The sequence below is a fragment of the Erwinia sp. JH02 genome (genome assembly GCF_013074405.1).
Classification (GTDB): Bacteria; Pseudomonadota; Gammaproteobacteria; order Enterobacterales; family Enterobacteriaceae; genus Erwinia; species Erwinia rhapontici.
This window is the reverse complement of record NZ_JABANZ010000002.1, coordinates 206,931-228,984: the sequence shown is the minus strand read 5'-3', so window position 1 is coordinate 228,984 and position 22,054 is coordinate 206,931. Positions and strand designations below refer to the sequence as shown.

Sequence of the window (22,054 nt, the reverse complement as noted above, 5' to 3'; positions counted from 1 at the left end):
GGCCATTCTTCACCGGGAAGGTGAGTCAAGGTCAGTTCATGGCAGGGTAAATAGCGTGACTCAAAAATCAGGCCCAGGTATCCGTTTTAACAGAGATATATTTTCTTTCAGACTGGATTAAGACTAATGATGGTGAGGAGTGCTACAGAGTACGAGCAGAGGAAGGGGGAGCCGGGATGTTATTGATATACGGCAGGCCGATGGGTGTGCCACCGGCCTGCTGTGTTTTAGTAGAGCAGAGAGTAGAGCTGACGACGGTATTTCGCCGCCAGCGCATCGCCGGTACCCAACGCGGCGAGAATGTCCTGCAAAATTTTACGCGCCTGACCGTTGGCCGCGGCGAGATCTTTCTTCAGATGAGAGAACAGCAGTTCCAGCGCTTCTTCGTTGCGCCCGACCTGGTGGTATTGTAATGCCAGCTGGGTAGCCAGTTCGGCATTGTCCGGATCAGCGTCGATCTGCTGTTGCAGTTGCTGGATTTCGGGTGTGTCCGCAGCCTGCTTCAGCAGCTCGATCTGTGCTACCAGACCCTGGTAGCGCGTATCCTGATCCTGCAAAGGCACCACTTTCAGTACCGCTTCGGCCTCTTCGCTGCGGGTCAGCCCGATCAGCACTTCGGCCAGCAGGAAACCGATGTCGCTGCGCTGGTTGCTCAGTGCCCACGCATCTTTCAGCAGCGGCAGAGCCTCAATCAGTTTGCCTTCGTCCATCAGCTGCATCGCCTGCTGGGCTTTCAGCTCCTCTTCTTTCGGCAGCACTTTCTCTAAAAGGGCACGCACGGCTTCTTCCGGCTGCGGACCCTGGAAACCGTCGACCGGCTGACCATTCTGGAACAGGTAGACCGTCGGGATGGAACGCAGTCCAAACTGCTGCGCAACCGCTGGTTCCGCGTCACAGTCCAGCCTTGCCAGAACAAACTGCCCGGCATACTCCTGCGCCAGACGATCCAGCAGCGGCGTCAGATGCTGACAGTGCTGGCTGCGTTCTGACCAGAAGTAAAACAGCACCGGGATCTGCATCGACTGTTCCAGCGTCTGTTGCAGGTTGGCTTCATTAATTTCGACAATAGCGGCTTGTGGTGACATGAATTCGTCTCTTTTCACGTAAGTTTCTTACTGTATTGGGGCGAGGGGCGATGCTTCAAGGCCCGGCGACTAATTCTGGCGTAAAAACCGATCCATCATCCAGCCTGGCAGCAAACGGCGCAACAGCGTAATGACATGGGTCACCATCGTCACAGGATAGCGCAAACGTGGGTGGCGGCTCTCCAGCGCATGCCGCAGCTTCGGCAGAATCGCCTCCGGCGGCAGCGTAAAGCGGGCGGCGATCCCGGGATTTTTCACCGGTTTATCCTGCTGCGCCTGCCGGACGTTATCGGTAAAGCGGGTATGAATTGGCCCTGGTTCAATCAGGCTGACGCGCACACCGCTGCTGTGCAGCTCCATCCGCAGGGCATCAGACCAGGCCTCCAGCGCGTATTTACTTGCGGCATAGGCACCACGCCCTGGTGTTGAGATCAGTCCCATCACCGAACTGGTATTCACAATGCGCCCGCTGGCGGCGATCAGCGCAGGCAGCAGCAGGATAGTGAGCTGGTGGGTACCGAACAGATTGGTGGCGAACTGCTGTTCTAGCTGCTGACGCGATACCGACTGCAAGGGACCATAAACGCCGAAGCCCCCGTTATTAAACAGGCCTGCCAGGCGGCCATCACACAGCGCAAGGATCTCCCCGGCAGCATGCTCGACGCTGGTGGCGTCATCCAGGTCCAGCAAGACACCGCTAAAACCCAGTTCGTTCATGCGTTCGACATCCTGCGGTTTACGGCAGGCCGCGATAACATGGTAGCCACGGCGCAGCAGATCGTTGGCTGCCACCAGGCCAATCCCGCTGGAACTGCCCGTAATAACAATACTTTTTTGCATAACTTTACCTGTCACGGCACTCAGAGCCGGGTCACTCATGCTTAACTAGGGGAGCCAGGTTTTTAGCCATCAGGTCGGCAATAAACGGTTGGGCCGCAGGGTTAGGATGAATGCCATCGTCCTGCATCCATTCCGGTTTCAGATAAACCTGTTCCATAAAGAACGGCAGCAGCGGAATGGCGTGTTCCTGAGCCAGTTTGGGGTAGATAGCCGCAAAGGATTCGGTATAACGCTTGCCGTAGTTTGGCGGTATACGTATTTGCATCAGAATCGGCTGCGCTTTGGCGGCCAGCGCCAGTTTAATCGCCTGATCCAGGTCCTGCTCCACCTGCTGTGGGGCAAAACCGCGTAATGCATCATTACCACCCAGTTCAATCAGTACCCAGCGCGGCTGATGTTGTTTCAGCAGTGCAGGAAGACGAGCCAGCCCCTGCGTCGCGGTGTCACCGCTTATGCTACCGTTAATAATGGTGGGGGATTTTTTCCATTTATCATTGAGTAACGCAGGCCATGCAGCACTGGCAGACATGCGGTAACCGGCGCTCAGACTGTCGCCGAGTACCAGCAGCGTATCTGCCGCCGTTGCGCGCAGCGTCATAAAAGCCAATAAGAACAGGAAAGGGTAATGCCAGCGGAAAACATTCTTGAAGTTCATCGTCTTAGTAAGTCCGTCGGTCAGGGTGAGCATCAGCTTTCCATCCTTACCGGAGTTGAGCTGGTTGTCAAACCGGCTGAGACCCTCGCCCTGATCGGTGAATCGGGATCGGGTAAGTCGACGCTGCTCGGAATTTTGGCCGGGCTGGACGACGGCAGCGAAGGAGAGGTGATGATGCTCGGCCAGCCGCTGCACAAGATGAACGAGGAGCAGCGGGCTGAATTACGGGCGAAGAATGTCGGCTTTGTTTTCCAGTCGTTCATGCTGGTGCCGACCCTGAATGCTCAGGAAAATGTACAACTTCCGGCACTGCTGCGCGGTGAAAGCGATCGTCAGAGCCGTGAGCAGGCAGCCGCACTGCTGGCGCAACTTGGGCTGGGCGAGCGTCTCAGCCATCTTCCTGCTCAGCTTTCTGGCGGAGAGCAGCAGCGCGTGGCGCTGGCCCGCGCCTTTAACGGCCGCCCGGCGCTGCTGTTTGCCGATGAACCGACCGGTAACCTTGATCGCAAAACGGGTGACCGTATTGCCGATCTGCTTTTTTCGATGAACCGTGATTATGCCACCACGCTGATCCTCGTCACTCATGATGAACAGCTGGCGGCGCGCTGCGATCGTCGGCTGCGGCTGCGTGATGGCAAGCTGTGGGAGGAAGCATGATTTGGCGCTGGTTCTGGCGTGAGTGGAAATCGCCCTCGCTGCTGATTGTCTGGCTGGCGTTAACACTGGCGGTGGCCTGCGTGCTGGCGTTGGGCTCACTCAGTGACCGTATGGAAAAAGGCTTAAGCCAACAGAGCCGTGACTTTATGGCGGGTGACCGCACGCTGCGCAGCAGCAAAGCCGTACCTGATGAATGGCTGGCGCAGGCGCGTGCTGACGGATTGCAGGTAGGGCGTCAGCTCAGCTTTATGACCATGACGTTTGCCGGAGAGACCCCGCAGCTGGCGTCGGTAAAGGCGGTGGACGATCTCTATCCGATGTTCGGCCAGCTGACGACCGCACCCGTCGGGCTTAAACCCGCAGCGGGTACCGTGCTGGCCGCACCACGCCTGCTGGCATTGCTGGAGCGTAAAGCCGGGGACCAACTCGACGTGGGGGATACCACTCTGCGTATTGGGGGGGAAGTGATCCAGGAGCCGGATGCGGGCTTTAACCCGTTCCAGACCGCACCGCGTCTGCTGATGAACCTGGCCGATGTGGAGAAAACCGGGGCTATCCAGCCCGGCAGCCGCATCACCTGGCGCTATAAATTCTCCGGCACTCCGGCGCAACTGGCGCGTTATGACCGTTATATTGAAGCGCGGCTGACGCCCGACCAGCGCTGGATCAGCGTGGAAAACAGTGAGGATGCGCTGGGGAAATCCATGCAGCGCGCCCAGCAATTCCTGCTGCTGTCAGCACTGCTCACGCTGATGCTGGCGATTGCCGCCGTGGCCGTGGCGATGAGCCATTACTGTCGCAGCCGCTACGATCTGGTGGCGGTACTGAAAACGCTCGGGGCTAACCGCACGGCACTGCGTAAATTGATTATCGGCCAGTGGCTGGCAGTGCTGCTGCTGGCGGCGGTGGTGGGCAGTGCCATTGGGCTGGGTTTTGAAGCACTGCTGCTGCGGATGCTGCGTCCGGTGTTGCCGGGTGAGCTTCCTGCCGCCAGTGCCTGGCCGTGGCTGTGGGCGGTGGGATCGCTGTTTGTCATCTCCCTGCTGGTCGGGTTACGCCCTTATCGCTTACTGCTGGCGACCCAACCGCTGCGCGTCCTGCGCCGCGATGCCGTGGCGAATATCTGGCCGCTGAAGCTGTATCTGCCTGCGATGGCGGTGGTGGTGATTGGCCTGCTGGCTCTGCTGGTGGGGGGCAGCAAACTGTTGTGGGCGTTGGTGGCAGGTATTGTGCTGTTGTCGCTGCTGCTGGGTGCCATTGGCTGGGGCGGCCTGCTGCTGCTGCGCCGTCTGACATTGCGTAATCTGGCCTTTCGTCTGGCGGTGAATCGACTGCTGCGTCAGCCCTGGACTACGCTCAGCCAGCTGGCGGCGTTTTCGCTGTCGTTTATGCTGCTGGCATTGCTACTGGTGATGCGTGGCGATCTGCTGGATCGCTGGCAGCAGCAACTGCCGCCGGGTAGCCCGAATTACTTCCTGTTAAATATTACCGAGCCGCAGGTGCCGCAGGTGCAGGCCTTCCTGCAACAGCATCAGGTGAAGGCAGAAACCTTCTATCCTGTAGCGCGAGTACGCCTGACCGGGATCAATCAGCAGCCTGCCGATCCGGCGCAGGATGAATCCCTGAACCGCGAGCTGAACCTGACCTGGCTGGAGGATCTGCCGGATCACAACCCGATGACAGCGGGGAGCTGGCCGCCAAAAAATGGGGAGGTGTCCATTGAGCAGGAGCTGGCAAACCGTCTGGGCGTGAAGCTCGGAGATACGCTGACCTTTACCGGTGATACCCAGGAGTTCAGCGCGAAAATCAGCAGTATGCGCAAAGTCGACTGGGAAAGCCTGAAGCCGAATTTCTTCTTTATCTTCCCTCCGGGCGCGCTTGATGGACAGCCGCAAACGTGGCTGACCAGCTTCCGTATGGATAATGACAATGCCACGCTGGCACAGCTTAATCGTCAGTTCCCGACGCTCAGTCTGCTGGACATTGGCAGTATCCTGAAGCAGATAGGGCAGGTGCTGGCGCAGGTCAGCCAGGCGCTGGAGATTATGGTGATCCTGGTGACGGCCTGCGGCGTGCTGCTGTTACTGGCGCAAATCCAGGTGGGCATGCGTCAGCGACGTCAGGAGCTGGTGGTCTACCGTACGCTGGGTGCCAGTAAAAAGCTGCTGCGCGGTACGCTGTGGTGCGAGTTTGCGCTACTTGGTGTGGTGTCCGGTGTTGCAGCGGCTATTGGTGCCGAAGCGGCGCTGTGGGGGCTGCAACGCAAAGTGTTCGACTTCCCGTGGCAGCCTGACTTCGTGCTGTGGCTGGTGCTGCCGCTGACCGGCGCGCTGCTGCTCTCATTGTGCGGCGGTTGGTTGGGTGTGCGCTTGCTGAAAGGGAAAGCGCTATTCAGAGGGTATTACGCAGGATAGTGAAAGGAGGCCGGTGAAAGCCGGCCTGTTACATTGATGAGTTTTTAAACTTCCAGAGTCTTAAGATTATTTTTTGGAGTTTATTGGTTAAATATTTAAATAAGTAAAATGTGTTTTTAATGAGTGGGCTCACAGGTGTTTTTTCGCAAGCGTTTGATGACTTCCCCTTTATGGTTTTTATAACGATTTGGCCATATATCTTGAGCTTTCACTCCTATTGCCTTTGCGATAATCTCCTCGCCTTTTGCCCATGGTCGCACTAGAGCGTTGGCTAATGTCGATGAATTCAATCCATTAGCTCTGGATAACGCGGCCAGAGAATGATGTTTTTTTCTGACTGCGGCGAGAATGTCAGCCCGATGCCAGCCATGTTCGACTTCTTTTTTGCACATATTTAATCCTTTTTTCCAATCCAGTATGTAAGTGCATGGTTATCCGCCTAATTAATTAGGATGATTGCACGATGTGTGTTGGTGGATTTATATCATGTATGGTTGCTTGTTGAAGATGAATTTAGGTATAGTTAACTACTGGCCCTTAAGACTAGTATTTTATTTTTTCTTTTTTGATTACTGGTAATTATGGGGTTTTAATTGGTATTTTTTTTCAAAGCTTCTAATTATTTTTTTATTGCAGGTTTATATTCAACAGGGAGTTTGTGAATTATGTTGGAGATCGTGGAGTGTCAATATTGTCATTTATCCTTTAGGCAGTTGGATGAACTTTTTTCCCGTAGAAAAGAAACGTTCAAAGACAGGTTGAACTGGTCAGTTAATTGTATTGATGATAAGGAATTTGATGAATATGATAATGAGCATGCAAGCTATCTTTTGGGGTATTCTGATGGAGGGGTTATTTGTGGTGTGCGTTTTAGAGAGATTAAATTTCCAAATATGATTATGGGAACCTTTGCATGTTTTTTCAAAAACTTGAATATGCCTGATGGTAATTATATTGAATCAAGTCGTTTTTTTGTTGATAAAGTCAGATCGAAAAAAACGATGACTAAACAGCCTCCAGCTAGCCTTCAACTCTATCTTGCGATGATAAGGTATTCCAAAAAATATAACTATGACGGAATACTGACACTGGTGAGTCATCAGATGCTAAAAATATTACACTTATCCGGTTGGAATGCTCATATAATTCAAGAAGGGATTTCAGAAAAAAAAGAAAAAGTGTATGTCGTTAAACTCCCGACAGATAATGAAAGTGAGCAGACGATTATAAAAAAAATCAAAACTTTTATGAATAAAAATTCAGGGAGGGGTGATAATGTCAAGTTCAATTCCTAGACGTATTGCATGTTTGGCATTAAGCACACCCAGTTTTTTGACAACATTACCCATGTGAAACTTTACGGTGCTAACTTTTATATTGAGTATTAATGAGATGTCATGGTAGGTTTTCCCCATACTTGACCAGTAAAGAATATCATTCTCTCTTTTGGAGAATGTATTTTCCGTGTCTGGTTTTTTTTGGCTTTTTTTATTAGATGTACTCCTATACATAGTGAGCATTCTGTCATGAGATTTTATTAGCAGCATTTGAATTTTTTCTTTATTACTCTCTATCATATCCTCAATGCCATGATCTCCTTGATCATCAATTATTAGAGAGAGAATTGCAAGGTTGTGGTGCTGGTCATGGAGGGTGAATGTATATCCATTGATGATGTTGTATTTTTTAGAATGGTTGAAAATACTGATTAACTTTCCATTTGTGGTTATTTTTACATTTTCATCCCATGAAAAAGGCATTATTTTGTGAAGTGCAGAGATAATCACAGGATCAATGTATTGTAATTTGTTTGTTTTGTATAACTCAACCCATTCACTTGGGTAGCTAGATATTATTTTTACTTGTGCCGTATTTCTTTTATTCATCACCAAGTATGCATATCTAAAGTCGCCATAAAACTTAAGTTTTCTTTCCAGAAAACTCCTAATGGAGTTGTTAATTGTATCATTATCCGTAAATATATTGGTCATTTTCTCATCCTTGTTCATAATGATAAATTAAAAATATTTTTATGTCATGACTCAGAGCTTCCCATAATTTCTCTAAGTAAAAAAATGAATATATGACGCGTGTTGATGTTTTTACATTCCAAGTAAATCGATTGTTTTATAGCGGTTATTGGAAATTTTTTATAAGCGTGAAGGAGTTATAATCTTCTTATCGCTTAATTGAAATTATATTTATGAGATTTTTAGATGTGTTTAATAGATTACTTTTTTCTGGTAGTGATTGTTAGCTGTACTTTAGTACAGTCAGGTACTATCGATTTTCAGCATTAAGGGCTACCAATAAAGTCCTTACTCTGTAGGTTTTGCACGCAGGGGGTGAACTCTGAGATATTCCTACAAATGGTTTCTGGCTGAATGCACAGCACACGGGCCCCATCCCCTCAACCATTCGTTCCCGCTGTGGGTTTTAAAAACAGCCACGCCAATGCCTGCAGGTGAAAGAGGAAGGGCTGATTGCAGCAGGCTGCCGGCCAGGAAAGGCCGGCAGGCCTCTGGGACGTGTTTATGCCGTTGCAGCAAGCAGCCCTTCCTCCGGGAACCGGTTAAGAGGCTGCGCGCAATAACGCCCTGATCGTTTTTCTGGGGATTCATCAGGGGCTGACCTTCTGTTTCGGTCAGCCCGCAAGGCAAAGGGATTAATCCAGCTTCTCAACCGCCCAGGCAATCCCACTGGCGTACTCTTCCGGCAGCAGCGGCACCAGCGCGTTCAGCGCATGGCTGAGGGCCAGTGGGCTGACGTCAGACAGGTTCAGGTGGCCCACTTTACGCCCGGCACGCACTTCCTTCTCATACCAGTGCAGGTGCACCAGCGGCTGCTCCAGCCATGCCAGATTGACGTCGGTGCCAATCAGGTTGACCATCACCGAGGGTGTGCTGACGACAGGCGTTGGCAGTGGAAGGTCGAGAATAGCCCGCAGATGCAGCTCAAACTGGCTGATCGATGCGCCGTTCTGCGTCCAGTGACCGCTGTTGTGTACGCGTGGTGCCAGCTCGTTGATCAGCAAACCCTCCGGTACCACGAAACACTCCATCGCCATCACGCCGACGTAGTTCAGTTCGTTCATGATGGCGGAGAGCATACGCTCGGCCTGCTGCTGATGCTGCGCATCCACATCCGGCAATACTACGCTGGTGCGCAGAATACCGTCCTGATGCAGGTTGTGCGTCAGCGGATAGAACACCGTGCGGCCATCGTGGCCACGTGCGCCGACCAGCGACATTTCACCAGAGAAGTTAATTCCCTGCTCAACAATACACTCGCCGTAGCAATCAGCAGGCAGTGATGCGGTTTCATCTGCACGCAGGCGCCACTGGCCACGTCCGTCATAGCCGCCGGTGCGGCGCTTAACGATGGCAAGGGAACCGAGTGTGGTGAACACCTGCGCCCACTCATCTGCACTGGAGAGCAACTGCCACGGCGCGGTTGCCAGGCCCAGCCGGTCCAGCAGTTGCTTCTGGGTCAGACGGTCGGCCAGCAGCGGGAAGATATCGCGGTTCACAAAGGCGTTATGGCTGGCCAGTTCACGGGTTAATGCCGTTTCAGGCCAGCGCTCGATTTCGGCAGTGATCACGCTCTGCGCAATGGGCAGGGAGTCGGGTTCCGCATCCAGGCCCACCGGATAGACGGCAATGCCCAGCGGCTCACCCGCCTGGCGCAGCATCCGTCCCAACTGACCGTTGCCTAATACACAGACCGGCTTCATGCATCCACCCGTGGGTCCGGGTTATTCAGCACTTCATCGGTCTGGGTCTGGCGCCAGTGATTCAGGCGGCCTGCCAGTTCGGCATCATGCAGCGCGAGGATCTGTGCGGCCAGCAGGGCGGCATTGGCGGCACCGGCTTTGCCAATCGCCAGCGTGCCCACAGGAATGCCGCGTGGCATCTGCACAATAGAATACAGGCTGTCGACACCGCTCAGTGCGGCACTCTGCACGGGCACGCCCAGTACCGGAACCAGCGTTTTTGCTGCCAGCATACCCGGCAAGTGCGCCGCGCCGCCTGCACCTGCGATAATCACCTGATAGCCATTATCCGCTGCCTGTTCGGCAAAACTGAACAGTTTGTCCGGCGTGCGGTGTGCAGACACCACTTCGCAGTGAAACGGAACATCAAGGCTGGTGAGAATTTCCGCGGTAAATTGCATGGTTGCCCAGTCACTTTTGGAACCCATAACAATAGCAATGCGGGCCGGTGCGGCGTTGGATGACATGCGGGTCTGACTCCTGTGATTGTGATACTTCACCTGAATGGCGCTGTAGGCTTACCAGGTGGGAAGGGCACAGAGAATATCACGACTGAGCGGCAAGGAAAACGGTTGCGTGGCGCGAAATAGCGGCGGGTTTCGCCAGGTTTTTGAATCAGAACGGGAAGGAAATCAGGCTTATTTCATCGCTACTGACTTTGATCATCGAGCCTTCTTCATGCCAGGCCCCCAGAACCAGGCGTTCAGCCGCTTTCCCGTTGATCAGCAGAGGATGCACTGCAGGGCGATGAGTATGACCGTGGATCAGCCACTGAACCTGATGGCGGGCCATCACGTTCACAACAGCCTGGGGATTCACATCCATGATCGACTGGGATTTACTGCTGTTAGCTTCGCGGCTTCCGGCGCGCATTTTCAGCGCGATACGCTGGCGCACAAACAGGGGAAGGGCGAGGAACAGCGTCTGTAACCAACGTTGTTGTACTTTGGCACGAAAGCGCAGATAGCCTTCGTCATCAGTACACAGCGTGTCACCGTGCATGATCAGCACCTGTCTGCCATACAGATCCAGCACCTGCTCTTCCGGCAGCAGCGTCATACCGCAGGCTGTTGCAAAGCGCTTGCCCACCAGGAAGTCACGATTGCCGTGAATAAAGTAGCAAGGGATAGCCAACTGGCGCAGAGCCGTCGCGACCTCCGCATGCAGCGGATTCGGGTCGTCATCGCCAATCCAGGCTTCAAACAGGTCACCGAGAATGTACAGCGCATCAGCATGCTGTGCTTCACGGCGTAAAAAATGCAGAAAACCGGCAGTGATTGCCGGTTCTTCAGTACACAGATGGAGATCTGCGATAAACAGCGTGTGCGACATTATTAGCTGACGGTGACTTTCTGGATGATCACGTCGTCTTTTGGTACGTCCTGGTGCATGCCGCTGCGGCCGGTAGATACGGCTTTGATTTTCTCAACAACGTCCATACCTTCAACCACTTCAGCGAAAACGCAGTAACCGAAGCCCTGCAGGCTTTCATCACGGAAGTTCAGGAAGTCGTTGTCAGCCACGTTGATGAAGAACTGGGCAGTAGCAGAGTGTGGCGCCTGGGTACGAGCCATTGCCAGGGTGCCTTTGGTGTTCTTCAGGCCATTGCTGGCTTCGTTGCGGATCTCGTCTTTGGTGTCTTTCTGCTTCATGCCCGGTTCAAAACCACCGCCCTGGATCATAAAACCGTTGATCACACGGTGGAAGATGGTGTTGTCGTAAAAACCTTCGCTGCAATATTCAAGGAAGTTTTTAACGGTAGCCGGTGCTTTATCATCGAAAGTCTTGATGACGATATCGCCATGATTAGTCTGGAAAGTGACCATATTCTCATCCTGTCAGGGTTGGAGTATTTAACATTGGGCGCCGGAAGCTGAGACTCACGTCTGTTCCGTGCGACAGACGGCTCTTATATCACAAAATGTGATGGCTCGTCAGCCTCCCCCTTCATTCTTCACGTTGCAGATGCGTTGGCTGCATCCACTTACCCCGGTCACAAAGTTATCTATGTTCCCGGGGATAAGCGTCCTTGCCGCCTTCCTGCAACATGAATTATTTTGGGGGGCTCACTCTCATTGGCATTAGCGTGGCGCTAACGTGAAGAATACGGCAGAATAAAGCATTAACTCTTCATCGCTAATCCCGCACACGCTAAAACGGAATGTCTCAATGCTAAAGATTTTCAATACCCTGAGTCGTCAAAAAGAGGAATTTAAACCTATCCATGCCGGTAAAATCGGTATGTACGTGTGTGGCATTACCGTTTACGACCTCTGTCATATCGGACACGGCAGAACCTTCGCGGCATTTGATGTGGTCGCGCGTTACCTGCGTTACAGCGGCTATGAGCTTAACTATGTGCGTAACATCACCGATATTGATGACAAAATCATCAAACGTGCGAATGAAAACGGTGAGACCATTGAGCAACTGACCAATCGTATGATTGCCGAGATGCACAAGGATTTCGCCGCGCTGAATATCCTGCCGCCGGACCTGGAACCGCGTGCGACACGCCATATTCCTGAGATCATTGAGCTGGTCAGCAAACTGATCGCGCGTGAACATGCTTATGTGGCCAGCAACGGCGACGTGATGTTCTCCGTCGACAGCGATCCTAACTACGGTTCGTTATCACGCCAGGATCTGGAACAGCTCCAGGCCGGTGCGCGTGTTGAAGTGGCTCTTGACGTTAAACGCAACCCGATGGACTTCGTGCTGTGGAAAATGTCGAAAGCGGACGAACCCGGCTGGGAATCTCCATGGGGAATGGGCCGTCCGGGCTGGCACATTGAGTGCTCGGCGATGAACTGCAAACAGCTGGGTGAGCACTTTGACATCCATGGCGGCGGTTCTGACCTGATGTTCCCGCATCACGAAAACGAAATTGCCCAGTCTACCTGTGCCCACGATGGCCCGTATGTGAATGTCTGGATGCACTCCGGCATGGTGATGATTGATCGCGAGAAGATGTCCAAATCGCTGAACAACTTCTTTACCGTGCGTGATGTGCTGGAGCATTACGATGCGGAAACCGTGCGTTACTTCCTGATGTCCGGCCACTATCGTAGCCAGCTGAACTATGGCGAAGATAACCTGAATCAGGCACGTTCCGCGCTGGAGCGCCTCTATATTGCTATCCGTAACACCGATGCCAGCGCTGAGGTAGCGGGTGGGGAAGAGTTCGAAGCCCGCTTCCGCGCCGCAATGGACGATGACTTCAATACGCCGGAAGCCTACTCGGCGCTGTTTGACCTGGCGCGTGAAGTCAACCGCCTGAAAGACACCGATAAAGCAGCGGCGAACGGCCTGGCTGCGCGCTTGCGTACTCTGGCTGGCGTGCTGGGCCTGCTGGAGCAGGACCCGGAGCAGTTCCTGCAAAGCGGTGTGAACATCAATGATGAAGAAGTAGCGCAGATTGAAGCGCTGATCCAGATGCGTATTGATGCTCGTGCGGCAAAGAACTGGGCGCAGGCCGATGTGGCACGCGACAAGCTCAATGAGATGGGCATCGTGCTGGAAGATGCCGCAGGCGGTACCAGCTGGCGCCGTAAGTAATCTGCCGACGGGCCGCAGGCCCGTTGCGGATGCAGCATAAAAAAAGGCGACCCGCGGGTCGCCTTTTTATTTCACAGCCGGAAAGTCAGGCCGTCACGGTAACGCTTTCACCGTCAAACTCAACCTTCTGACCCGCCACAATTTTGCAGCGCTTACGGGTTTCCTTTACGCCATTCACCGTAACATGACCGCCAGAGATCATGATTTTCGCCATTGCGCCGCTTTCTACCCAGCCTTCCAGTTTCATCAGGTCGCACAGGTCGACATGGGGATGATCGCCCAGAGAGAAGTTTGCCATTATGCTGTTGCTCCATTGTCGTTGTTTTCGCAGGCCTGCAGGGTGTTCTGGATCAGGGTGGCAACCGTCATCGGCCCCACGCCGCCAGGCACTGGCGTAATGTAAGAGGCACGCTCAGACGCCACATCAAACTCCACGTCGCCCACCACTTTGCCGCTTTCCAGACGGTTAATACCGACATCAATCACGATCGCGCCTGGCTTGATCCACTCACCGGGGATAAAGCCAGGTTTACCGACGGCAACCACCAGTAAATCGGCGTGTTCGATATGGTGACGCAGATTTTTGGTGAAGCGGTGGGTCACGGTGGTGGTGCAACCGGCCAGCAGCAGTTCCATACTCATCGGACGGCCAACAATGTTGGAAGCACCGACGACAACGGCATTCAGGCCGAAGGTATCAATGTTATAGCGCTCAAGCAGCGTAACAATACCGCGCGGCGTGCACGGGCGTAGTTTCGGTGCGCGCTGACACAGGCGGCCCACGTTATAAGGGTGGAAGCCATCGACGTCTTTTTCTGGCGCGATGTGCTCCAGGACTTTCACGTTGTCGATGCCCGCAGGCAACGGAAGCTGCACCAGAATGCCGTCGATTTCTGCGTCGTTATTCAGTTTGGTAATCAGGTCGAGCAGTTCCGCTTCGCTGGTGGTGGCGGGAAGGTCGTAAGAACGTGAGAGGAAACCGACCTCTTCGCAGGCACGACGCTTGCTGCCAACATAAATCTGCGAAGCCGGGTTTTCGCCCACCAAAACCACGGCCAGACCAGGCGCACGTTTACCTGCTGCGAGACGTTGCTGAACACGTTCTGCAACCTCTTGTCGCACCTGCTGCGCAATCGTTTTACCGTCAATAATTTTTGCTGCCATCAGAGAGGGGATCCATCTGTTTTGAGTTAAATCGGGGATTGCGCCTATTTTGTCAGAAGCGCGCCCCGCTGTCAGGCAGAGATTCAATCGTTGAGGTGCATTCGTCCAGCGACAGAGGTGTTCCACTAAGCCACAACCACACTTACCGGGTCATTCCCGGTTTATTCCTAAATCTTTCTGGTACTAACTGTGCCAGGATGACGTTGTAACACGGCAAATCATCTAAAAAGAGAAAGAGGGAATAATGAAAAAGACTATTATTGCACTGTCTGCTTTGCTGCTGGCTTCTCCGGTTTTCGCCGCAACGACCACCGATAACACCGTTGCTGAAGCGCATAAAGGTGCCGATACCGCCAAAGAGAAGCTGCATAAGTCCCAGAATGAGGGGGCTGAGATGAAGCTGAAGGCCAAACATGCTGCAGAAGGTGAGAGCAACTCAACCAGCAGCAAGATTTCTGAAGGCAGCCAAAAGGCCTGGAACAAAACCAAAGAAGGCACCGAAAAAGGCTGGGATAAAACCAAGCAGGGTGCAGAAGAGCTGAAAAACAAAGCGACCAACTAAGGCGCTCTGTTCAGTTATTCAGAAGATAAGCCCACCGTCAGGTGGGTTTTTTTATGGGCGCCTTATTGCTTCTGCCTCTGTGGCGACAGACAAAACGCATACCGCTTACTCTGATTGCCTGCTCGTTATGAGATAAAGCTTAGATACTGTTCATAACTTCAGCATTAGGGAGCACCAGGCGGTAAAAACGTTGACTCAGCAGGATCCCACCGTATAATTCGACGCAATCACAATGCGCCCTTAGCTCAGTTGGATAGAGCACCGGCCTTCTAAGCCGTAGGTCACAGGTTCGAATCCTGTAGGGCGTACCAATATTTTTCAATGACTTAGGCTGTTCTCAAGCCTGCCTGATTCTCTCCCTGTGTCGTATTTGTGTCGTCATGCGCCAAAAGCGCGTCAATTTTTCGTGCACATTCGCCGGTGGTTCGGCTTCAGTTGAGCATATCTCCGCACCATTGACTCTCAGCCCTCCATTTCCAGCAACACAGAAAGCCGAACTCCAGACTGAAAAAGCTAACCTGCCCACGTGTATCTCAAGTCTTGAAACCTGAAGCTTGCAATGTCTGATCTTTTCCGTGCGCCGTGTCATGCAACTCACTAAAGCGATTGCAAATTATTTAGCGTCATATTCTTTACGCTTTTGCTTCAGGTAGGCAGATAGCCAGGAGAGGAAGTCGATCAAGGTAGGAGGATAATCAGCGCAGTCACCATGCCGTTTTTCAGTGATGATATTCATTGCCGTTACGGCGAGATCATTTGTTGGGAATTCTTTTAAAAACTGATCAATCTCACTGACCAGTGCATCATCAATACCGCCAAAATATTCAATTGAAGAATTCACTACTTCTGGGTAATTCTCTCCATAAGCATCAGCGTCATCACCCAGGAAAACAGAAAAGTACGTTTTAATGTTTTTATAATGATTCATGTTATTTGATTCTCGGGTTAGCCGTGAGAATGTACCAGGGTTTTCTATTATATTGTTTTTGACGATAAAAATAGTAACTTAGTTGTTTAAAAATTCGCTGACTAGCTAAACCCAAGTTGGCGGGATGTCTCGCCATATTCTTAAGCATATTTTGGCTGATCGAAGTCAGGTTCTGGTCCGTCAGTTCCACTTATATCTGTCAGCCACAACCTCACCTTGTACAGAACAGGTACAACGCCGCCAGCGCCATAATATTCACTATCACACTGATGAAGAACCAGGTTTTAAACGGTTGCTTTTGCGTTTTATGGCGAAAGAGTTGTTGGCCGAGAATGGCGCCAGGCCAGCCACCGACAACACCCAATATCAGCAAGGTGGACTCAGGGATTCTGCGCCAGGCTTTACGGGCCGCCATTTTGTCCATGCCATAAACCATCAGCGTCAGCGCGCTGGCGAGCAGGGCCCACGTTATAAAGGGATGTAGAGAGAACGCACTGCCCGCAGCAGCCAGAATCAGAATAAAATAACAAAAGCGATTGAGGGTCATACCATTAGCCACTGCGGCACTCAGCCAGAAAAGAGGTGCACTATACCCGATTCAGGTCTTCGGGTCGTGGACGGCTGAGTGCCTGATACAACGAACACAGCATGATGGGAAAAGCCCATACAGCCTCTTTTCTTCCTCAGCTCACCGTACCGACAATACGTAAATCCACTTCATCAGGCACTTCGTTATAGGAAAGTATATGCAGACCGGCAGCAAACAGGCGGCTGTAGCGGGCGATGAGTGGGCGCAGCTGTGGCGTCACCAACAGCACTGACGTCAGATTCTGTGCTTTCAACTGCTCCAGCACCACTGGCAGCGTCGATTGCAGCTGGGTGAGAATATTGGGGTCCACCGGGAAGCTGTCCAGACTCACTTTTCCGGCCTGTTGGGCCTGATTCAGTGAACCCAGCAGCAGGTTCTCCAGCTGGTTATCCAGCGTATAGGCAGAGAGCGGTTTACTGTCTGGCGCGATAGCCGCCACCATTGCCCGGCGCAGCGCAAAGCGCACGTCGGAGGCCAGCAGAATGGCATCTTTGGTGACCGCAGCGCTTTCAACCAGCGTTGTGGCAATGGTGGCGATGTCCTTCAGCGACACCTGATCCTGTAGCAGCAGGCGATACACCTTCAACTGCTGGCTGAAATTCAGCGCACTGTTCAGATCGTCTGCCAGTTTAGGGGCCACCCCAGCCAGGCGCAGGTTCAGCTGAGTAATATCGTCATAGTTAAACAGTTCGGGTAAATGTTCACGTGTCACCCGGTTAATATGCGTGGCGATGACACTGGCGCAGTCAACCACTTGATAGCCCAGGTTCAGCGCCTGGGGCTTCATGTCCGGGGTGATCCAGGTGACAGCCATACCGTACGCCGGATCGGTATCCAGAACCCCATCTATTTCACCGTACTGTTCTGCGCCGGGGATGGCCATTAGACGATCGGGATGCACTTCACCGACCGCCGTGCGAACGCCATTCACCTTAATGGCATACTGTGCGGGCTTCAGACGGAAATCTTCGCGGATAGAGATTTCCGGCAGGAGTACCCCACTGGTTTCCGAGACAACCTGGCGTACCCCACGCACGCGCTGGGTCAGTAAGTTGCCTTTCGCTTTATCGACCAGCGTGACCAGTTTATAACCGAGGTTCAGCCCCAGTGGTTCAATCATGGGAATGCTTTGCCAGCAGATATTAATACTGTCGCTGTCTTCCAGTGCGTTGCTTAATGCCGCCATATCTTGCTCATGTCTGGCGGGTTTCTCGACCTGTCGGCTTTGACGCCAGGCCGTAAACAGCAGTAACGCGGTGAAGACCAGGAAGACCAGATGTGGCATCCCTGGAACCACGGCCAGCACAAACATCACAAAGGCAGCGGTATAAAGGGTACCGGGTTTCGCCAGCAGCTGACGTTGAATGTCATCCGAAATACCCGCACTGTCATCGTCGCTGACGCGGGTGACGATAATGGCGGCGGCGGTCGCCAGCAGCAGGGAAGGGATCTGCGCCACCAGACCATCACCGATAGTGAGGAGAACGTACTGATCGAAGGCCTGTCCGGCATCCAGATTATATTTGAAGATACCGATCAGAATACCGCCGACCACGTTGATCAGCAGGATCATAATCCCGGCTATCGCATCGCCGCGTACAAACTTGGAGGCACCGTCCATGGCACCGTAGAAGTCGGCCTCACTGGCAACGTCTTTACGGCGTGCTCGCGCCTGTTCCTGCGTAATCAACCCGGCATTCATATCCGCATCGATCGCCATCTGCTTGCCGGGCAGGGCGTCCAGGGTGAAACGTGCCGAGACTTCGGAAATACGCTCCGCCCCCTTGGTCACCACCACGAAGTTGATCGTCAGTTCCGTATCGAAAGAGGAGCGAAGGGAAATTGTTGCCCATCTGAACGGTGTGTCTATTTTTGATGGCGGGGCCTTCAGTCCTGTCAACGATCCCGCTTCTGGCGGAGGCCCTCTGCCACTCATCTCTTCTGTACCTGCTATGGCTGATGCAGAGAGAGAATTGGACGCGCAGACCCCCCCTCAGCCTGAGGCGCTGGAAACCGTCTTGTCGCGTTCGGATCAGGAGTTAAATGAACTTAGCGAGGCCATTGCACGCATCACCGCGGAATTAAACGCACAGGGAAATTTGTCGCTGGAAAAAGTGCCGCAGGGGCTGCGCATTTTGCTGCAGGATGATGAAGACCGGGTGATGTTCCCGCGCGGTAGTGCAAAGATAACGCCTTTCTTTACTCGCTTGTTGAGTGAACTGGCACCGGTATTCAATCGTATTGATAACCAGGTGATCATCAACGGACACACGGATTCAGCGACCTATCCTGAGAGCGCGGGATATAACAACTGGAATCTGTCCGGTGACCGTGCACTGGCCGCCAGAAGTGTATTAGAAAAAGGTGGCCTTGAAATACAGCGGGTCATTCAGGTTAACGCGATGGCCGATCGCATGCTGCTGGTCCCTGACGATCCCCTGTCTGCACGCAATCGGCGCATTGAAATTATGGTTCTGACCCAGGCTGCTTCCGACACGTTATATCAATTTTACGGTCAGCATGGCGTAAAAGTGGTGAAGCCAATAGTTGATCGCCTGCATTAGTTTTCACATGCTTCTTCGATCCCCGCATGGGGTAATCGGGTGGTATTGTGCCCACTTTTTTGCTGACCTGGCATCGTTCCTGCCAGACATTGATTCAGACGCTGTCTGGCCCCTTGTTTGTCACGACAAACAAGGGGATCATTCATCATCCCGCATTTGACCTGAGTTCGCTAAATGTTAATCACCACCGATGCAGCAAGGACGTTTAATACGGACAGCCGTCTTGCCTGCACCCTGGCCGCCGTCGCCGGGGCGCTGAACACCGCCGCTTTTGAAAGTGTGGGTTTTTTTGCCGCCAATATGACAGGGAACATCTCTTCACTGTCCGATCACCTGGCGAAAATCAACTTCAGTGCAGGCATCTTCTTTCTGGCTATCGTATTCCTGTTTATCGCGGGATCCGTGTGCTCAACGCTGATCATTAATGCGGGCCGCAGGCGGGGCATCAGTACCATCTATGCGGTAAATATCTTTATTGAAGGCCTGGCTCTGATGGCGCTGGGGGCAGCAGAGATCGGACTGACGCTGGCCTCTCCGGGCGCGTTGCTGGTCCTCAGCCTGAGTTTCCTGATGGGGCTGCAGAATGCGGTGGTGACACGCATTTCCAACGCGCGTGTCAGAACAACGCATGTGTCGGGAACGGCAACGGATATCGGCATCGAGCTGGCGATGCTGTTTGATGTTCTGCGGCGTAAAGAGTCACCTCAGAATGCCCCTCTCTATATGGAACGCCTGCGTCTGCATTTTTATACGGTGATGGCATTTCTTATCGGCGGTGTGGCCGGTATCTGGCTGTTCCACTGGCTGGGGTATTTTTTCCTGATAGTTATCGGCATGGGGCTTCTCTTACTGGCGATGAACACGATGTTCAGCAAACGGCTGTCGCCGGCACAGGGCAGTTAACCTGCGCTGTGCCGTCAGACAACGGGCCGTCACACCCTGATCCTGGCGGCCCGTTTTGCAGGCGCTTATCAGCGAGCCAGACGCCGCCGTGTTAATCCCTTTCCTGCCAGATAGGCCAGCGCACTGCACAGCAGATAATAGATGACGCCAACAAACAGAAAGATCTCTGCAGGGTAGATCTGCACCCGATTGTTAACCTGTCCGGCAACCGTTGTGAGTTCAGGGACGTTCACAATAAATGCCAGCGATGTGTCCTTCAGCAGCGAAATCAGTAACCCCAGGTATGAGGGCAGCAGATTTGGCCACGCCTGCGGCAGAAGAATCACGGTGAGGATTTTTATTTTACTGAAGCCTGACGCAACTCCTGCTTCTGTCTGCCCGGCGGGCAGAGATTCCAGCCCGGCCAGCGTTGAGTGCATGACCGCCGCTGAGGTAAACCATGCCAGCGCAATAATCACCGTCAGCGGGCCGGGGATTGAACCGCCAAACACCACCGGCAGCAGAAAGTAGAGCCAGAAAATAACAAAAATCAGCGGGATGCCTCGGATAAAGGAGGCCCAGAGAAACAGCGCTCTGCGCGTCCAGCCGCCGTAGCGCCAGGCCAGCGTAGCCATCAGCACACCCAGCAACAGCGCCAGAAAACCGGCAGAGACGGCCATAATTAACGTCAGTAATACGCCGCCCGGTTCACCTTCCGCCACTCTTCCCCACAGCATGTAGCCAGCATTATCGTGCAGTACTGAGTAGTCAAATTCCATCTTTTGAACGCTCCGACAGGGCGGGTTCCACCCGTTTTGGTTGATGGCGCGGCTGGCGTTTAGGGCCGATCACGGTTAACAGTCCACCCAAAATAAGGCCAAGTAACAGATACAGTGCGGTGCCCACCGCAAAGCCTTCAAAGGCGTGCGCGTTGTAGCTTTCAATACGGCTGACCTGATAGGTCAGTTCGGAAAAGCCAATACCGGTTGCCAGCGAGGAGAGCTTCATCAGGTTCAGATATTGCCCGGCGACAGGTTGCCAGGCATTGGTCAGCGCCTGGGGCAACAAAATGTCCCACAGCAGCGTCCAGCGGCTGAAGCCTTGTGAAATCGCTGCCTCGCGCTGGCCTTTTGGCACGGAGTTGAGCCCGGCCTGAACCTCTTCCACTAAAAATGCCGCCGTGAACAGCCCCAGCCCCCAGACAACGCAGAGAAACTCCGGCGTCAGCCAGCTGATATCGCCAGGAAACGTTGCCCAGGGATGAATATCCCCGATGTAAAAACGCCAGTTCTGCGGCAGCGCGCCCCAGGCGGCGAAATACCAGAACAACAGCTGTACCAGCAGCGGTGTATTACGAAACAGGGAAACAAATACCGACACCGCGCCCTGGGCGATCCGCGATGGGCTCAGACGCATGGCCAGCAGCAGCACCACCAACAGTGTGCTGAACAGGCTGGCAATCAGACTGACGTAAAAGGTGGTTAAAAAACCGGAGATAATCCATTGCAGAGGCTGCCCGGTCAGCACGCCTGCCCAGTCGGGCTGCCAGTTCACAGGCCCACCTGCGATTCAGGATGCAGTGGGAACAACACTTTCTGCAGAAAACGCTTGGCGCGCGGGTGGTTGGGACGGGTAAAGAAATCTTCCGGTTTGGCCTGCTCCAGAATTTCACCGCCGTCCATAAAGATCACCCGGTCAGCGATTTCGCGGGCAAAGCTCATTTCATGGGTCACCACAATCATCGTGATACCGCTGCGTGCCAGTTCGCGCATCACCAGCAGCACCTCTCCGATCATCTCCGGGTCAAGTGCCGAGGTCGGTTCATCAAACAGAATGATGTTCGGGTCAGTCGCCAGCGCCCGGGCAATCGCCACGCGCTGCTGCTGGCCGCCGGAGAGCTGCTCAGGATAATGCTGTGCTTTATCGGCCAGGCCGACGCGCGTCAGTAAGGCCAACGCTTTTGCCCGTGCCTCCGTTTTCTTCCAGCCGTGTACTTTGATCAGCGCCAGGCTGACATTGTCCTGTGCGGTCAGATGGGCGTAGAGGTTGAACTGCTGAAACACAAAACCAATATGTGTTCTCAGTTGCTGAAGTGCTGCCCCTTTCAGTCCACGCGTTGGCTTACCGTCAATCAGGATCTCGCCATCGCTCACGGTTTCCAGCTGGTTAATCAGGCGGATCAGCGTCGACTTACCGGAACCTGACGGGCCACAAACGGCAACGACTTCACCGCTGGCCACGCTGAGATCGACCGTGGTGATCACCTGATGGTGACCAAACGACTTACTGACCTGGCGGAATTCGACGGCGGTACTTTGTCCCGGCGATGAATGTGAAAAAACCGCAGACGCCGCTGCGGTTGATACATTTTCTTGCTGCATGTG

Annotated in this window: 24 protein-coding genes, 1 tRNA gene and 1 pseudogene; 8 read left to right on the top strand and 18 right to left on the bottom strand. The window is 53.3% G+C overall.

All coding sequences use genetic code 11. The features are described from left to right. Positions 1-227: 227 nt before the first annotated feature. From HHI26_RS05715 to tesA, 3 genes are all read right to left on the bottom strand, one after another. Positions 228-1,085: a co-chaperone YbbN gene (locus HHI26_RS05715; RefSeq protein ID WP_133845714.1), complete on the bottom strand. Its 858-nt coding sequence runs from the start codon at positions 1,083-1,085 to the stop codon at positions 228-230. A 69-nt stretch (positions 1,086-1,154) separates the two neighbouring features. Then, complete coding sequence (locus HHI26_RS05710) at positions 1,155-1,925, bottom strand: SDR family oxidoreductase (protein ID WP_159337495.1); 771 nt, start codon at positions 1,923-1,925, stop codon at positions 1,155-1,157. Between the two features lie 31 nt (positions 1,926-1,956). Further along, positions 1,957-2,580, bottom strand: a complete 624-nt coding sequence (gene tesA / locus HHI26_RS05705) for a multifunctional acyl-CoA thioesterase I/protease I/lysophospholipase L1 (protein ID WP_133845712.1) — start codon at positions 2,578-2,580, stop codon at positions 1,957-1,959. On the opposite strand from tesA, the gene ybbA reads away from it, so the two are divergent. Together ybbA and ybbP are read left to right on the top strand one after the other, a co-directional pair. Continuing rightward, the gene (gene ybbA, locus HHI26_RS05700) at positions 2,551-3,237 is read left to right on the top strand and encodes a putative ABC transporter ATP-binding protein YbbA (RefSeq protein WP_133845711.1); all 687 of its coding nucleotides are present in this window, start codon (positions 2,551-2,553) and stop codon (positions 3,235-3,237) included. The two genes, tesA and ybbA, sit on opposite strands and share 30 nt — an antisense overlap. Beyond that, positions 3,234-5,651 (top strand): putative ABC transporter permease subunit YbbP, encoded by a 2,418-nt coding sequence (gene ybbP, locus HHI26_RS05695; RefSeq protein ID WP_171148769.1) that lies wholly within the window; start codon positions 3,234-3,236, stop codon positions 5,649-5,651. The genes ybbA and ybbP overlap by 4 nt, the downstream gene beginning before the upstream one ends. A gap of 116 nt (positions 5,652-5,767) precedes the next feature. Here ybbP and HHI26_RS05690 read toward each other — a convergent pair whose 3' ends face one another. Further along, positions 5,768-6,043, bottom strand: a complete 276-nt coding sequence (locus tag HHI26_RS05690) for a helix-turn-helix transcriptional regulator (protein WP_159337492.1) — start codon at positions 6,041-6,043, stop codon at positions 5,768-5,770. Between the two features lie 273 nt (positions 6,044-6,316). Between HHI26_RS05690 and HHI26_RS05685 the strand changes: the two genes are divergently transcribed. Next, the gene (locus tag HHI26_RS05685; protein WP_159337491.1) at positions 6,317-6,946 is read left to right on the top strand and encodes an acyl-homoserine-lactone synthase; all 630 of its coding nucleotides are present in this window, start codon (positions 6,317-6,319) and stop codon (positions 6,944-6,946) included. On the opposite strand, the gene HHI26_RS05680 is transcribed toward HHI26_RS05685, so the two are convergent. The 5 genes from HHI26_RS05680 to ppiB all read right to left on the bottom strand — a co-directional run bounded on the left by HHI26_RS05680 (position 6,911) and on the right by ppiB (position 11,249). Beyond that, entirely contained in the window at positions 6,911-7,642 is a 732-nt protein-coding gene (locus HHI26_RS05680; protein WP_171148768.1) for a LuxR family transcriptional regulator, read from the bottom strand. The two genes, HHI26_RS05685 and HHI26_RS05680, sit on opposite strands and share 36 nt — an antisense overlap. Before the next feature lie 674 nt (positions 7,643-8,316). Continuing rightward, the gene (gene purK, locus HHI26_RS05675; protein ID WP_159337489.1) at positions 8,317-9,384 is read right to left on the bottom strand and encodes a 5-(carboxyamino)imidazole ribonucleotide synthase; all 1,068 of its coding nucleotides are present in this window, start codon (positions 9,382-9,384) and stop codon (positions 8,317-8,319) included. Continuing rightward, complete coding sequence (gene purE / locus HHI26_RS05670; RefSeq protein WP_159337488.1) at positions 9,381-9,890, bottom strand: 5-(carboxyamino)imidazole ribonucleotide mutase; 510 nt, start codon at positions 9,888-9,890, stop codon at positions 9,381-9,383. Before purE ends, purK begins: the two co-directional genes overlap by 4 nt. Before the next feature lie 148 nt (positions 9,891-10,038). After that, positions 10,039-10,755 carry a UDP-2,3-diacylglucosamine diphosphatase gene (lpxH, locus tag HHI26_RS05665; protein ID WP_133845706.1) on the bottom strand — a complete coding sequence of 239 codons (717 nt, stop codon included), beginning with the start codon at positions 10,753-10,755 and terminating at the stop codon, positions 10,039-10,041. A 2-nt stretch (positions 10,756-10,757) separates the two neighbouring features. After that, positions 10,758-11,249, bottom strand: a complete 492-nt coding sequence (gene ppiB, locus HHI26_RS05660) for a peptidylprolyl isomerase B (RefSeq protein ID WP_133845705.1) — start codon at positions 11,247-11,249, stop codon at positions 10,758-10,760. Between the two features lie 343 nt (positions 11,250-11,592). On the opposite strand from ppiB, the gene cysS reads away from it, so the two are divergent. Then, positions 11,593-12,981 (top strand): cysteine--tRNA ligase, encoded by a 1,389-nt coding sequence (gene cysS / locus HHI26_RS05655; protein ID WP_167864083.1) that lies wholly within the window; start codon positions 11,593-11,595, stop codon positions 12,979-12,981. Between the two features lie 85 nt (positions 12,982-13,066). Here the strand turns inward: cysS and ybcJ are convergent, their stop codons facing one another. Then, entirely contained in the window at positions 13,067-13,279 is a 213-nt protein-coding gene (gene ybcJ, locus HHI26_RS05650) for a ribosome-associated protein YbcJ (RefSeq protein WP_133845703.1), read from the bottom strand. After that, positions 13,279-14,145 (bottom strand): bifunctional methylenetetrahydrofolate dehydrogenase/methenyltetrahydrofolate cyclohydrolase FolD, encoded by an 867-nt coding sequence (gene folD, locus HHI26_RS05645; RefSeq protein ID WP_167864084.1) that lies wholly within the window; start codon positions 14,143-14,145, stop codon positions 13,279-13,281. The genes ybcJ and folD overlap by 1 nt, the downstream gene beginning before the upstream one ends. A 244-nt stretch (positions 14,146-14,389) precedes the next feature. On the opposite strand from folD, the gene HHI26_RS05640 reads away from it, so the two are divergent. Both HHI26_RS05640 and HHI26_RS05635 read left to right on the top strand, forming a co-directional pair. Continuing rightward, complete coding sequence (locus HHI26_RS05640; protein WP_133845700.1) at positions 14,390-14,707, top strand: hypothetical protein; 318 nt, start codon at positions 14,390-14,392, stop codon at positions 14,705-14,707. 234 nt (positions 14,708-14,941) lie between these two features. Then, positions 14,942-15,018, top strand: a tRNA-Arg gene (locus tag HHI26_RS05635). A gap of 15 nt (positions 15,019-15,033) precedes the next feature. On the opposite strand, the pseudogene HHI26_RS25445 reads toward HHI26_RS05635, so the two are convergent. The 4 genes and pseudogenes from HHI26_RS25445 to HHI26_RS05620 all read right to left on the bottom strand — a co-directional run. Further along, positions 15,034-15,280: pseudogene (locus HHI26_RS25445) on the bottom strand (integrase); the annotation flags it as partial. A gap of 40 nt (positions 15,281-15,320) precedes the next feature. After that, complete coding sequence (locus HHI26_RS05630; RefSeq protein ID WP_133845699.1) at positions 15,321-15,635, bottom strand: hypothetical protein; 315 nt, start codon at positions 15,633-15,635, stop codon at positions 15,321-15,323. Positions 15,636-15,846: 211 nt separating this feature from the next. Continuing rightward, the gene (locus HHI26_RS05625; protein WP_171148767.1) at positions 15,847-16,182 is read right to left on the bottom strand and encodes a DUF1294 domain-containing protein; all 336 of its coding nucleotides are present in this window, start codon (positions 16,180-16,182) and stop codon (positions 15,847-15,849) included. A 136-nt stretch (positions 16,183-16,318) separates the two neighbouring features. Continuing rightward, a complete protein-coding gene (locus tag HHI26_RS05620) occupies positions 16,319-18,160 on the bottom strand; it encodes an FHIPEP family type III secretion protein (protein WP_241008228.1) in 1,842 nt (613 codons plus the stop codon). 37 nt (positions 18,161-18,197) lie between these two features. Here HHI26_RS05620 and HHI26_RS05615 point away from each other — a divergent pair, with 37 nt between their 5' ends. Both HHI26_RS05615 and HHI26_RS05610 read left to right on the top strand, forming a co-directional pair. Further along, the gene (locus HHI26_RS05615) at positions 18,198-18,788 is read left to right on the top strand and encodes an OmpA family protein (protein WP_166653751.1); all 591 of its coding nucleotides are present in this window, start codon (positions 18,198-18,200) and stop codon (positions 18,786-18,788) included. A gap of 174 nt (positions 18,789-18,962) precedes the next feature. Continuing rightward, positions 18,963-19,691: a YoaK family protein gene (locus HHI26_RS05610; protein WP_133845695.1), complete on the top strand. Its 729-nt coding sequence runs from the start codon at positions 18,963-18,965 to the stop codon at positions 19,689-19,691. 68 nt (positions 19,692-19,759) lie between these two features. Here the strand turns inward: HHI26_RS05610 and HHI26_RS05605 are convergent, their stop codons facing one another. The 3 genes from HHI26_RS05605 to HHI26_RS05595 are packed head-to-tail and all read right to left on the bottom strand — an operon-like array spanning position 19,760 to position 22,051. After that, positions 19,760-20,449, bottom strand: coding sequence for an ABC transporter permease subunit (locus HHI26_RS05605; protein WP_159337483.1), 690 nt, complete (start codon positions 20,447-20,449; stop codon positions 19,760-19,762). Continuing rightward, positions 20,439-21,224, bottom strand: coding sequence for an amino acid ABC transporter permease (locus HHI26_RS05600; protein ID WP_171148766.1), 786 nt, complete (start codon positions 21,222-21,224; stop codon positions 20,439-20,441). The genes HHI26_RS05605 and HHI26_RS05600 overlap by 11 nt, the downstream gene beginning before the upstream one ends. Continuing rightward, positions 21,221-22,051, bottom strand: a complete 831-nt coding sequence (locus HHI26_RS05595; RefSeq protein ID WP_205945425.1) for an amino acid ABC transporter ATP-binding protein — start codon at positions 22,049-22,051, stop codon at positions 21,221-21,223. The genes HHI26_RS05600 and HHI26_RS05595 overlap by 4 nt, the downstream gene beginning before the upstream one ends. Between the last annotated feature and the right edge of the window lie 3 nt (positions 22,052-22,054).